The following is a 12,711-nucleotide window of genomic DNA, read 5'->3' as shown; positions in this document are numbered from 1 at the left end:
TCCTCAGCCCACCAGGTAGAGGAGGGGGAAGAGATAGATCCAGATGAGGTCGACGAGGTGCCAGTACAGCCCCACCCCTTCGACCGGCGAGTAGTAGCGGCTCGAGAACTCACCGCGCGTGTTGCGGATGAGGATCCACGTGATGAGCCCCATCCCGATGAGGACGTGCACGCCGTGGATGCCCGTCATCATGAAGTAGATGGCGAAGAAGATCCCCGCGTGGGCCGTCTCGAAGCCCTGGGCGGTGAAGTACTTCCCGGGCAGCAGGCCGTCGTGGAACTTGTGCTGGTACTCGAAGTACTTGATCACGAGGAACGCGACAGCGCACAGCAGCGTCACCACGAGCAGCCGGGTGGTGGTCTTCTGGTCGCTCTTCTGCGCCGACCGGACGGCGAGCGCCATCGTCAGGCTGGAGCAGATGAGCACCACCGTGTTGACGCCGCCCATCACCTTGTCGAGGTGGTGGTGGGCCTCGACGAAGGAGTCGAAGAACCACGTCCGGAAGATCGCGAACGCGCAGAACAGCCCGCCGAAGAGGAGGATCTCGGTGACAAGGAAGAGCCAGATGCCCATCCTGCCGGCGTCGAACTGCGTGTCCGCGGAGTCGAAATGATGGGCGACGTGGAAATTGGGGGACAGGGCCGGGCCTGCCTTGTTCGGCCTCTCGACGGCCTCGGCGTGCGCGCTCATGCGTTCTCCGTGTTGAAGTCGTATGCGCCCTTGGTCACGATCGGGGTGCGGACGAAGTTCTCGGTGATGGGCGGGGAGGCGGTGGTCCACTCGAGGCTGAGCCCGCCCCAGGGGTTCTTCGGCGCCGGCGCGCCGGAGCGCAGCGACTTGATGAAGCAGACGAACATCACCATGACGCCGGCGCCCAGGATCCACGAGCCCACGGTCGAGAAGGCGTGCAGCGGCTGGAACTGGTCGAGGTAGTTGTAGTAGCGCCGCGGCATCCCGCGGCTGCCCAGGATGAACTGCGAGAAGAACGTGACGTTGAAGCCGATGAAGACGAGCACGCAGGCGATGGCCGCGAGCCGCTCGGAGTACATCTTCCCGGTGATCTTGGGCCACCAGTGGTGGAGCCCGCCGAAGTAGGCGATGACGGTGCCGCCCACCATCACGTAGTGGAAGTGCGCGACCACGAAGTACGTGTCGTGCAGGTGCAGGTCGACGCTGAGCATCCCGAGGAAGACGCCGGTGAGCCCGCCGATCGAGAAGAGGATGAGGAACGACAGCGCGTACAGCATCGGGGCGTTGAAGCTGATCGAGCCGCGCCACAGCGTCGCCGTCCAGTTGAAGATCTTGACCCCGCTGGGGATGGCGACGAGGAAGGTCAGGAACGAGAAGATGATCGCCGCGAACTCGCTCTGGCCGGAGGTGAACATGTGGTGGCCCCACACGAGGAAGCCGACCAGGGCGATGGCGACGCTGGAGAAGGCGATCGCCTTGTAGCCGAAGACCCGGCGCCGCGAGTGGACGGCGATGAGCTCGCTGATGATGCCCATGCCCGGCAGGATCATGATGTAGACGGCCGGGTGGCTGTAGAACCAGAAGAAGTGCTGGTAGAGCACCGGGTCGCCGCCGAGCGCCGGGTCGAAGATGCCGATGTGGAACGCGCGCTCCGCGATGAGCAGGAGCAGCGTGATGCCGAGGACCGGCGTCGCGAGGATCTGGACGATGCTGGTCGCGTAGATCGCCCAGAGCATGAGCGGCATCTTGTACCAGCCCATCCCGGGCGCCCGGAGCTTGTGCATCGTGACGATGAAGTTCAGCCCGGTGAGCACGCTGGAGAAGCCGAGGATGAAGACGCCGAACGTGACGCTCAGGACCGACGTCGTGGTCACCGTGCTCGAGTACGGCACGTAGAACGTCCAGCCGGTGTCGATGCCGCCCGTGAGCAGCGACGAGAGCGTGAAGAGCGCGCCGATCCAGTAGAGGTACAGGCTGAGGAGGTTCAGCTTGGGGAAGGCGACGTCCTTCGCGCCGATCATGATCGGCAGGAGGAAGTTGCCGAGCGCGCCGGGGATGCTCGGGATGATGAACAGGAAGGTCATCACCGCCCCGTGGAGCGTGAACATCTGGTTGTAGGCGTTCGCGCTGATGATCGTCGCCTTCGGCGTCAGGAGCTCGAGGCGCAGGACGAGCGCGAACAGGCCGCCCATCAGGAACGCGACGAAGGTGCTGGCGAGGTACATCAGGCCGATCCGCTTGTGATCGACCGTGGTGAGCCACGACATGATCCCGCTCTTGGCCCGGATGTAATCCGATCCGTGGCCGGCGTCGGGTGCCGTATTGACGTCGACGGTGGTTACTGTCTGCGACATGACTGCTTCTCCCCAGCGCTCACTTGACCGTCTTCAGGTAAGCGATGAGCGCATCCACTTCTCTGTCCTTGAGGAGCCCCTTGAACGACGGCATCACCGGCGGGTAGCCGCGCACGACCTGGCCGGCCGGGTTGAACACGCTCTCGCGGAAGTAGTTCTCGTCCGCGATGACCTTGGACCCGTCCGCGAGCTCCTCCTCGCGGCCGAACAGCCCCTTGAGCGAGGGGCCCTGGAGGCGGGTGCCGTCGAGCGAGTGGCAGGTCGCGCAGCTCCGCTTCGCGAAGAGCGTCTTGCCGAGCTCCTCGGGCGGAAGGTCGCTGTTGTTGTTGCCCTCGAGCCACTTCTCGAAGTCCGACGGCTCCAGCACCTTGACCGTGGCCATCATGTCCGAGTGGCCGGAGCCGCAGTACTCGGTGCACAGCAGCACCGTCTCGCGCGCCTCCGTCGCCTCGAACCACACCGACGTGTACGAGCCCGGGACCATGTCCTGCTTCACCCGGAACTCCGGGATGTAGAAGCTGTGGAGGATGTCCTTCGAGCTCAGGATCATCCGCACCGGGCGCCCGCGCGGGACGGCGAGCTCGTTCACTGTCGTCGTCCCGTCGGGGTAGGTGAACGTCCACAGGTACATCTCGCCCGTGGCGTTGATCTCGTAGGACTCGGCCGGCGCCACGGAGGCGTGCACGTAGCCGCGCATGCCCACGAAGAAGAGCACGATCAGGATGGCGAGCGGGATCAGCGTCCACACGACCTCGACCGTCGTGCTGTGGTCGATCGGGCTCGTCTTGTCCTTCTCGCTGCGCCGCCTGTACTTCACGGCGAACAGCAGGACCGCCCCGGTGACCAGGACGAAGAAGACGACGGAGACCCAGTAAGCCGCGTCCCAGCCGGCGTCGATGCGCTCAGCGAGCGTCGAGCCCTGGCGGGGCAGCCAGAAGGTGCCGAGTTCGATCGGGTTTTTCATCACCATAGTTGTGGCTCCGCCACCTTGTGTCCTAGGAAGCCTCGTTTACGCGCGCCCTCGAGCGGGAGCGTTCAGTCCGCCAGAAGCGAATGAGCCAGAGCCCGATCAGCACGACCGTGACGGCGCCTGACGCCTTCATCAGCCGCTTCGTCGCCAGGACGTACCCCCGGGCGTTGGGATCGTAATGGAAACAGAACAGGAGCACCCGATCCCAGGCGCTCCCCACCTTCCCGCTGCCCGCTTCGCGCAGCGCGAGGCTGAAGTTCTTCTGTGGAAATGAGATGCCGTACAGCGTACGCGACAGGCGCCCGTCCGGCGTGAAGACGAACGCGCCCGCCGCGTGTGCGTACTGCTTGGTCGTCTCGTCCCATCGGTAGCCGAAGCCCACGGCATTGGCGAGCGCACGCACCGACGCCTCGTCTCCCACAAGGAAGTCGAAGCCGTCGCCGGTGACCGGCCTGCCGTAGGCCTCAATATAGTTCGCCCGCTTCTTGCGCGCGACATCGGGCGTGTCGCGCGGATCGAAGCTCACGATCAGGGTGCGGTACTCCGTGCCCGCGGCCCAGTCGGTCTCCTTCATGGCCTGCAGCACGCCGTTCAGCACCAGCGAGCACAGCATCGGGCACTCGTAATAGCCGAGCACCAGGACGAGGGGTTTGTCCCCCGTCGCATACCGGCCGAGCTCGACCTCTTGTCCCGACTGGTCCCGGAGCCGGAGCTCGCGCGGGAGCAGCGCCCCCGGGCGCTCCTCGATATCGACGCCGACGAGCTCTGTCGGAATGGTCGTGTCCGCTGCCCGCGCGCTCCGCGCCGGGGTGACGGTGGCCACCACGAGCGCGAGCAGCGCGAGCAGGGCGGACAGCGGGCGGGACATCACTGCACCGGAGCAGGAGGCGCCGGCTTGGGCTCCGCGCCTCCGGGCTGGGCGGGCTTGGCGTCCGCAGGCTTCGCGGGCTTGGCGTCGGCGGGCTTCGCGTCGGCGGGCTTGGCGGCGTCGGCGGGCTTCGCGTCGGCGGGCTTCGCGTCGGCGGGCTTCGCGTCGGCGGGCTTCGCCGCGTCGGCGGGTTTCGCCGCGTCGGCGGGTTTCGCCGCGTCGGCAGGCTTCGCCGCGTCGGCGGGCTTCGCCGCGTCGGCGGGCTTCGCCACGTCCTGGCCCTGGAGCGGCGCGCCGCTCTCGGCGTTCGGCGCCGCGGCCTCGTCCGGCTTCGTGGCGCTGTCCTCGGGCTGCCCCGGCTGCGCCGCCTGCGCGGGCGTGGCGCTCGCGCCCGGGATGGGCAGCCCGATGCGCTTCTCCTGGTAGGCCTTCAGGGTGAGCGCCACGGCCTGGTCGACCGGGATGCGGACGATGCCGTTCTTCTCGTTCGCCCACTGGAAGTGGCTGAGGCGCTCCTGCTCCATCGCGCGCAGGCCGCGGAGCGCGCTGCTCGGCGGCTCGAGCACCTTGCTCGAGATCTCGCGCTCCATCGTCGCCTTGAAGACCTCGTTGACGAAGAGCACGGTCACCACGAGGGAGGCCAGCGTGGCGATCACGATCACGAAGATGAGCGTGTTGTTCGGGCGGTCCGCCTCGGCGTGCTCGTGCTCGCCGTGCGCCGTCGCTGTGCTTTCGGTCGGTTCGCTCATGGCCGGCTCCTTACGGGTTGTCGATCCGAGCCGCTTCGGCAAGGTGAGGGTCGTTCAGAGGGTACAGCGGGCTCTTGGCCGCTTGAAGCGAGAGCACCCAGGCTCCCACGCCCAGCGGTCCGAGCAAGCCGGCGGCGTCGATCCAGCTCAGGTGCGCGCCGTGGTGATCCACGTTCGGCATGACCAGCCAGTAGAGGTCGACGTAGTGCATCACGAGGAGCAGCACCGACGCCGCCCCGAGGACCAGCGGGCTCCGCTTGGCGTGCCGCGAGAGCAGGACGAGGAACGGCACGACGAAGTGACCGAACAGCAGCGCCAGGCTGACGACCTTCCACGAGCCCTCCCAGCGGTGACGGTAGAAGATCGTCTCTTCCGGGATGTTGGCGTACCAGATCAGGATGAACTGCGAGAACGCGATATAGGCCCAGAAGATCGTGAAGCCGAAGAGGAGCTTGCCGATGTCGTGCTGGCGCTCGACGTTGCTCACCTTGCGCAGGAGCCCCGCCTTGTGGAGGGCGATCGTGATCAGCGCGAGCGCCGAGAGCGAGCTCGTGACCGCGCCGGCGAACACGTAGACGCCGAAGATCGTCGAGTACCAGTGCGGGTCGATGCTCATCAGCCAGTCGAACGCCGCGAACGAGATGGTGAGCCCGAAGATCATGACGGCCGGGGCGCTGAACGCCCGCATCTTCGCCGTGGGCCGGAAATCGGCGCTCTCGTCCTGCGCCCGCGAGGTCCTGATGAACCACAGCGAGATGCCCGCCCACGTCGCGAGGAACACGGCCGCGCGGATGTAGAAGAAGGTCGGGTTGAGGTAGGGCGTCTTCTGGTGGAGGATGTGGTCGTTCGCCGCCTCGGGCCCCATCCAGTGGTGGTAGATGTCGTGGGCGAGCACGGCGATCGGCAGGAACAGCACGGCGCACGCGGGCAGGACGCCGCTCATCCACTCCATGTGGCGGCGCGCGGCCGCCGACCAGCGCGCGCGGGTCAGGTGCTGGATGATCACGAAGAACAGCGCGCCGAGCCCGATCGTCACGAGCCAGGTGAAGCCGGTCAGGTACGAGAACGCGAAGCGCTTCGCGTCGACGACCGCCGCCAGCACCGAGAGCGCAACGCCGACGATGGCGAGCACCATGCTCCTCGAGACGAGCCGCTTCGCGACCGCCTTATCGAGGACCTTCGTGTCCTCGGCCAGAGCACTTCCGTGGGACTTCATGGAGTTCCGCTCTCCTTCGCGATGTTGCCCCGCTGGGCTTCCGGCACGTCGTCGATGCGCCCGTGCTGGCTCTGCTGCAGCACGCGCACCCACGTGACGATCGCCCACCGGTCCCGGACCGGGATCTGCTTCCGATAAGACGGCATGTTCCGCACGCCGTTCGTGATGACATGGAAGATCTCGCCGTCGGGCAGCCCGCGCGCCCTGTCGGACGCGAGGTCGATCGGCGGCGGGTACCCGCGCTTCACCACCATGCCCTGCCCGCTCCCCGTCTGGTCATGGCAGGGCGCACAGTAGATGTTGAAGCGATCCTGGCCGCGCCGGATCACCGACTCGTCGACGGTCACGGGCGCCATCGCCAGGAACGTGTCGCCGTCCTTGCCGGTCCGGTAGGCCTCGCTCTCGTCGAGCGCGCCCTGGGGCACCGTGCCCTCGACGAGCGGCCGCATGGCGCGCCCGTCGGGGAACAGCCGGGTGCCCTCCTCGGGCTGGAACTTCGGCTGCCAGTCCATGTCCCCGAAGACGTGGAGCGGCGGATCGCTGCTCGCCTGTCCACGGCAGCCTGCCAGGACGACGAGCAGGGGAATACACCAGCGTTTCACGAGGAGACCTCCCGGATGCCCTGCGCGCCGATGCGCTGGAGGAGGTTGCGCGTCTCCGTGGCGTCGAACTTCGGGTCGGTCACCTCGACGCTGATGAAGAAGGCGTCGTCGGTCGCCCGGGGGAACGAGGGGTGCGTCATGGTGGGGTGGAAGAAGGACGGCAGGCGCCCGAGCACGAAGAGCCCGAAGAAGCACGTGAGCGCCGCGAAGAGGACGGTGAGCTCGAAGAAGATCGGGATGAAGGCCTGGTACGAGAACGACGGCTTGCCGCTGATGATGAGCGGGTAGTCGTAGAGCTGCGTGTACCAGGCGAGCAGGACGGCGCTGACGAGCCCCGTCACGCCGCCCGTGAGCACGAGCCACGGCAGGGGAGAGGGCTTGAGCCCCATCGCCTTCTCGAGCCCGTGCACGGGGAACGGCGTGTGCGCGTCGAAGCGGCTGTACCCGGCGTCCCGGAGCGCCTCGCACGCGTGGTAGATGTCCGCCGGGGTCGTGAAGTAGCCCATGAGCGCGTACGGGATCTGCTCCCCGGACGCCTCGAGGGCCGCGTCCTGCTCGTGCCGGCGCTCGACCTGGCGCTCGGAGGTGAGCAGGGCCTTGCCGTGCGGCCCTTCCTCGTGGGGCTTGTCGTACTCGGCCTCGTCGCCCGGCACGAAGCCCTGCGGCTTGTCGTCGGCCGCGCCGGCGCGGGCCGAGTCCCTTGCCTCCTCGGCGGAGGCGGCCTCCTCGGAGCGCTTCTGGCTCGGAGGGTCGCTGTCACGCTGCATGGTGCGCCTCCTCGTGCTTGTGCGAGCCGTGCGGATCGGCCGCCGCCGTGATCCCCTTCACCTCGCTGATCGCGACCATCGGCAGGTAGCGGACGAACAGCAGGAAGAGCGTGAAGAAGAGGCCGAACGAGCCGAAGAACGTCGAGATGTCCCAGATGGTCGGGCGGAAGTAGGTCCAGCTGGAGGGGAGGAAGTCCCGGTGGAGGCTCGTCACGATGATGACGAAGCGCTCGAACCACATCCCGATGTTGACCAGGATCGAGATGATGAACATCGCGGGGATGCTGGTGCGCACCTTCTTGAACCAGAAGAGCTGCGGGAAGATCACGTTGCAGCTCACCATGGTCCAGTAGGCCCAGGCGTACGGGCCGAGGATGCGGTTCGCGAAGGCGAACCGCTCATAGTCGTTGCCGCTGTACCAGGCGATGAAGAGCTCCATCGCGTACGCGTAGCCGACCATGGTGCCCGTCGCGACGATCACCTTGTTCATGTTCTCGAGGTGCCGGATGGTGATGAGCCCCTCGAGGCCGAACGCCTTGCGCGCGAACACCATCAGCGTGACGACCATCGCGAACCCGCTGAAGATGGCGCCCGCGACGAAGTACGGCGGGAAGATGGTGGTGTGCCAGCCGGGGACGATCGAGACGGCGAAGTCGAACGACACGATCGTGTGCACGCTGAGCACGAGCGGCGTGGAGAGCCCGGCGAAGATGAGGTACGCCTTCTCGTAGTGGAGCCAGTGGCGGTGCGAGCCGCGCCACCCGAGGCACAGGATCCCGAAGACGATCTGCTTCGTCCGGCTCGTGGCCCGGTCGCGGAGCGTGGCGACGTCGGGGATGAGCCCGACGAACCAGAAGAGCGCCGAGACCGTCGCGTACGTCGAGACGGCGAAGACGTCCCAGAGCAGCGGGCTCTTGAAGTTCGGCCAGATGCTCATCTGGTTCGGGATCGGGAACAGCCAGTGGGCGAACCAGATCCGGCCGAGGTGGGCCACCGGGTAGATGGCGGCGCACGCGACGGCGAAGATCGTCATCGCCTCCGCCGCGCGGTTGATGCTCGTCCTCCACTTCTGGCGGAAGAGGAAGAGGATGGCGCTGATCAGCGTGCCGGCGTGGCCGATACCGACCCAGAACACGAAGCCGGTGATGTCCCACGCCCAGTTGACCGTGGTGTTCAGGCCCCAGATGCCGATACCGGTCCCGACGAGGTGGACCAGCGAGCCGCCGAGGATGAGCAGGATGCTGATGGCAAGGCACAGCAGGATGAACCATCCCGAGGGCGCCTTGTTGAGCACGATGCCCGTGACTTTGTCGGTGATCGAACGGAAGTCGTCCTTCCCCTGCACGAGCGGCGCCTCGTCCAAGAGGGCAGCGCGCTCCGAGAGCCGGGGGTGTTCGACCTGGAGGGGTGCTGTGGCGCTCATGCGTCGGCGAGCTCCGGGTTCTTGTTGCGGATCTTCGCGAGGTAGGTGACCCGCGGCTTGGTGTTGATCTCGTCGAGCATCCGGTAGCCGCGCGGGCTCGCGGACGTCACGGAGACCTGGCTTTGCTGGTCGTTGAGGTCGCCGAAGACGATGGCCCGCGTCGGGCACGCGCCCTGGCACGCGGTCACGACCTCACCGTCCTTGACGTGCTCCCGTCCCTCTCTCTTGGCCTCGATCTTGGCGTGGTTGATCCGCTGCACGCAGAAGGTGCACTTCTCCATGACGCCCCGCGACCGGACGGTGACGTTGGGGTTGTACTGCATCTTCCGCTGCTCGGAGTCCGGCTGGCCGTATTCGAAGAAGTTGAAGCGGCGGACCTTGTACGGGCAGTTGTTGGCGCAGTACTTCGTGCCGACGCACCGGTTGTACGCCATGTCGTTCAGCCCCTCGGGGCTGTGCGCCGTGGCGGCGACAGGGCAGACCTGCTCGCACGGCGCGTTCTCGCAGTGCTGGCAGGGGAGCGGCTGCTGGATGCTCTCCGGCTCGTTCGCGTCCGTGCCCTGGTAGTAGCGGTCGACGCGGAGCCAGTGCATCTCGCGGGTCTCGCGCACGCCGTCGGCGCCCACGACCGGGATGTTGTTCTCGGCCTGGCAGGCGACCACGCACGCGTTGCAGCCGATGCAGGCGTTGAGGTCGATGCTCATGCCCCAGGCGTGCCCCTGCCTGCGGTTCGGCTCCTTGAAGAGGCTGAACAGCGCCGGCACGTGGACCTGCTTCTTCGCGAACTCCGGGTCGCTCTGGAGCTGGGCGAGCGTCCCCTCGCGCGCGAGCGGGCGGCCCTCCATGACGAAGTGCTCCTGGGTGCGCGCGAGCGCCGCGACCTCGCCGGTCTTCTCGAGCGAGAAGCCGCCGGCGACCTCGAAGGCGTCGCTCTTCCGGAGCGGCGTCGTGTCGACGCCGACGCCGCGACCGACGCGGAGCTGCGCGCGCCGCCCCTGGCCGACGCTGATCGCCACCGAGTCGTCCGCCTGCCCCGGCGCGACGACGACGGGGATCCGGACCTGGGCCCCCGCGCCCGAGAGCGTCACGACGTCGCCGTCCTTCAGGTTGAGCCGCGCCGCCGTCGACGGCGACAGGTACGCGCCGTTGCCCCAGGTGAGCTTCGTCATCGGGTGGGGCAGCTCCTGGAGCCACCCGTTGTTCGCGAACCGCCCATCCCAGGCGTGCTGGTCGGGCCGGAAGGTCACCTCCAGGCCCTCGGCCGCCGGGGCGAACGCCCGCAGCGCCTCGAGCGCGGCCTGCGGCGCGGCGGTGACCAGCTCGTCCGTGAGCTGGGTCCCCGCGACGACGCCGTCGTGCAGCGCGCGGCGGATGTCCTGCTCCGTGCGCTTCGCGCCCTCGGCCGTCATCCACGTCGCCCGCACGAGATCGTAGGCCGTCCGCGTGCCGCCGAGCAGGAGCTCGATGACCTCGGCGTCGGTCCTGCCGCCGAAGAGCGGCGCGATGAGCGGCTGCGCGATGCTGGCCGTCCCGTCCTCCGCGCGGACGTCGCTCCACGACTCCAGCGGGTGGGCGCGGTTCAGGTGCCAGCGGGCGCGCTCGCTCGTCTCGTCGACGTGCGTCGAGACGTGCACGCTGACGGGCACCTTGGCGAGCGCGTCGGCGAAGCGCGCGTCGGCGGGCGCGTCGAAGGCCGGGTTGCCGCCGAGGATGAGCAGCGTCTCGACCTCGTTGCGCTCGATGGAGCGCGCGAGCTCGACGATCGCCTCGGGGCCCTCGCGCGACTCGTCGAACGGCGCCACGAGCCGGACCGCCCTGCCGGTGTTGTCGAGGGCGAGGTTGATGAGGTGCGCGACGGCGTGGACCTCCTTCGGCTGCGAGCGCCCCGCGACGACGGCGCCCTGGCCGCGGTTCGCCGCGAGGTCGGCGGCGATGGCGGTGACGTACCGGGTCGCCTTCGCGTCGAGCCCGCCCGACTTGCCCTCGATCGCCTTGAGCACGTCCGCGTCCAGCGCGACCCCGCGCTTGCCGAGCTCGGCGGCGAGCGCGAAGGCGAAGGCGGCGATCTTGCGGCTCTGGATGCGGAGCCGGTGATCGGCCGACGCGCCGGTGATCGTGAAGGTGCTCTCGACGGCGTACAGGCGGTTCATCGCCTGCGCGTCCTTGTCGACCGCGCGGCCCGCCGCGAACGCGCGCGCCTGCTTGAGCGGGCTGCCGTCGGTGGCGAACAGATCGGCGTCGAGCGCGACGATCACGCGCGCCTTGGTCAGGTCGAGCGAGGTCTCGAGCGGCCTGCCGAAGGCGAGCCGCGCGCCCTCGCGGGAGGCGTCGCGCGAGAACGGCTCGTACCGGACGACGCGCGCCTCCGGCAGCGTCTTGCGGAGATCGGCGAGGCGCGCCGCCAGGGTGGGCGAGCGGTGGGCCTCGGTCAGGATCGTGAGCCCCTTGCCGCCGCGGCCGCGGAGCTTGTCGCCCTCGGTGCGCAGGAACGCGGCCGCGTCGTCCCACGACTTGGCGTTCGCCCCTTCGCGCGGCGAGCTGCTGCGGTCGGGATCGTAGAGGTCGAGGACGGCCGCCTGGGTGTAGATGGTTGTCGCGCCGAGGCTCTCGGGGTGCTTCGGGTTGCCCTCGATCTTGGTGGGCCGCCCCTCGTGGCTCTCGACGAGGACGCCGAACGCGGTGCCCATCATCGGCAGCGCCGTCGCGAAGAAGAGCGGCTGGCCGGGGATGACCTCCTCCGGCGCGCGCGAGTACGGCAGGATCTGCTCGACGGGCCGGCGGCAGCCGACGAGGCCGCCGAGCGCGAGCGACGCGCCCATCAGCGAGAGGAACGTGCGCCGCCCGACGCCGTCCCCGTCCGCCGGCGGCTCGATCGCGCCCGGAGGGAACTCGCGCGCGAGCGCGTCGACGAAGTCGGGGGAGCCGGCGAGCTCGTTCAGGCTGCGCCAGTAGGTCTTCCCAGAGAGATCCTGGGCGAGGGGGAGAGGAGTTCGTTTCATCGGTGGCACCCCGAGCAGTGGAGCGGCGCCTGCACCTGCCGCCCGGAGGTAGTGACCGCTGGCACGCGATCTTGGTAAGGTTCCGGGTTCGGGGGGACCCCGGCCGCCATGACGGCCGTCGAGGGCGCCATATCCATCTTGGTGACGTCGGCGGGATTGCGGAGGTGGGGACCTGGATTGCGGTGGCAGTCCAGACACCATCCCATCGAGAGCGGCGCGACCTGCCGGACCTTGTGCATCTGATCGACGCGGCCGTGGCAGCTCACGCAGCCGACCCCTGCAGCCAGGTGGGCTGAGTGGTCGAAATAGGCATAGTCGGGCAGGTTGTGGACGCGGACCCAGGGAATGGGTTGATCGGTCGCCCAGCTCTCCTGCACGAGCAGAAGATTCTCGCTGTCCCTCCGCACCTTGGCATGACAGTTCATGCACGTTTCGGTCGGTGGAACGGCGGCGAAGCCGGATACTTCCACAGTGTTGTGGCAATACCGGCAGTCAATACCGAGGTCGCCGGCGTGCAGCTTGTGTGAGTAGTCAACCGGTTGATCCGGTTGATACCCGACCTCAATATGTTTGTTGGTACCGTAGTACCAGAATCCGCCGATCACAGCGGCACCGAGGGGCAGGACTCCGAAGAGGAGCCCCAGCGGGACCACTTTGTTGGCCCATCGTGGGAACAGGAACCGAGCCATAGGGTTTGTGTAGCGTCGGAGCGACGCGCGGGCCCAGTTATGGCCAGCTGGTGGGGTGCGACAAGACGACAAAACGCCGCGTGGCCGCGGCAGATTGCCGCGGG

The 12,711-nt window shown here is 68.0% G+C and carries 11 protein-coding genes; all 11 read right to left on the bottom strand.

The window, feature by feature from the left end; genetic code table 11:
* Window positions 1-3: 3 nt before the first annotated feature.
* From WMF42_RS37725 to WMF42_RS37675, 11 genes are read right to left on the bottom strand one after another with little or no spacing between them, the layout of a single operon-like run.
* Window positions 4-690, bottom strand: a complete 687-nt coding sequence (locus WMF42_RS37725) for a cytochrome c oxidase subunit 3 family protein (RefSeq protein WP_061613271.1) — start codon at window positions 688-690, stop codon at window positions 4-6.
* On the bottom strand, window positions 687-2,324 hold the full coding sequence (gene ctaD, locus WMF42_RS37720) for a cytochrome c oxidase subunit I (RefSeq protein WP_061613270.1): 1,638 nt from the start codon (window positions 2,322-2,324) through the stop codon (window positions 687-689). Before ctaD ends, WMF42_RS37725 begins: the two co-directional genes overlap by 4 nt.
* A 19-nt stretch (window positions 2,325-2,343) precedes the next feature.
* The gene (gene coxB, locus WMF42_RS37715; protein WP_233562700.1) at window positions 2,344-3,288 is read right to left on the bottom strand and encodes a cytochrome c oxidase subunit II; all 945 of its coding nucleotides are present in this window, start codon (window positions 3,286-3,288) and stop codon (window positions 2,344-2,346) included.
* A gap of 31 nt (window positions 3,289-3,319) precedes the next feature.
* On the bottom strand, window positions 3,320-4,162 hold the full coding sequence (locus WMF42_RS37710) for an SCO family protein (RefSeq protein WP_061613268.1): 843 nt from the start codon (window positions 4,160-4,162) through the stop codon (window positions 3,320-3,322).
* On the bottom strand, window positions 4,162-4,911 hold the full coding sequence (locus tag WMF42_RS37705) for a hypothetical protein (protein WP_437688006.1): 750 nt from the start codon (window positions 4,909-4,911) through the stop codon (window positions 4,162-4,164). The genes WMF42_RS37710 and WMF42_RS37705 overlap by 1 nt, the downstream gene beginning before the upstream one ends.
* 10 nt (window positions 4,912-4,921) lie before the next feature.
* The gene (locus WMF42_RS37700) at window positions 4,922-6,127 is read right to left on the bottom strand and encodes a hypothetical protein (protein ID WP_437688004.1); all 1,206 of its coding nucleotides are present in this window, start codon (window positions 6,125-6,127) and stop codon (window positions 4,922-4,924) included.
* Window positions 6,124-6,729, bottom strand: coding sequence for a c-type cytochrome (locus tag WMF42_RS37695; RefSeq protein ID WP_061613266.1), 606 nt, complete (start codon window positions 6,727-6,729; stop codon window positions 6,124-6,126). Before WMF42_RS37695 ends, WMF42_RS37700 begins: the two co-directional genes overlap by 4 nt.
* Window positions 6,726-7,496 (bottom strand): DUF3341 domain-containing protein, encoded by a 771-nt coding sequence (locus WMF42_RS37690; RefSeq protein ID WP_434043440.1) that lies wholly within the window; start codon window positions 7,494-7,496, stop codon window positions 6,726-6,728. Before WMF42_RS37690 ends, WMF42_RS37695 begins: the two co-directional genes overlap by 4 nt.
* Window positions 7,486-8,919, bottom strand: coding sequence for an NrfD/PsrC family molybdoenzyme membrane anchor subunit (gene nrfD, locus WMF42_RS37685; RefSeq protein ID WP_061613264.1), 1,434 nt, complete (start codon window positions 8,917-8,919; stop codon window positions 7,486-7,488). Before nrfD ends, WMF42_RS37690 begins: the two co-directional genes overlap by 11 nt.
* Complete coding sequence (locus tag WMF42_RS37680; RefSeq protein WP_063816014.1) at window positions 8,916-11,918, bottom strand: TAT-variant-translocated molybdopterin oxidoreductase; 3,003 nt, start codon at window positions 11,916-11,918, stop codon at window positions 8,916-8,918. Before WMF42_RS37680 ends, nrfD begins: the two co-directional genes overlap by 4 nt.
* On the bottom strand, window positions 11,915-12,607 hold the full coding sequence (locus WMF42_RS37675; RefSeq protein WP_061613263.1) for a cytochrome c3 family protein: 693 nt from the start codon (window positions 12,605-12,607) through the stop codon (window positions 11,915-11,917). Before WMF42_RS37675 ends, WMF42_RS37680 begins: the two co-directional genes overlap by 4 nt.
* Window positions 12,608-12,711: the final 104 nt, after the last annotated feature.

Origin of the sequence: Sorangium sp. So ce176 (assembly GCF_051519835.1) — a bacterium.
GTDB lineage: Bacteria > Myxococcota_A > Polyangia > Polyangiales > Polyangiaceae > Sorangium > Sorangium cellulosum_G.
This window is presented reverse-complemented; position numbering and strand designations above follow the sequence as displayed.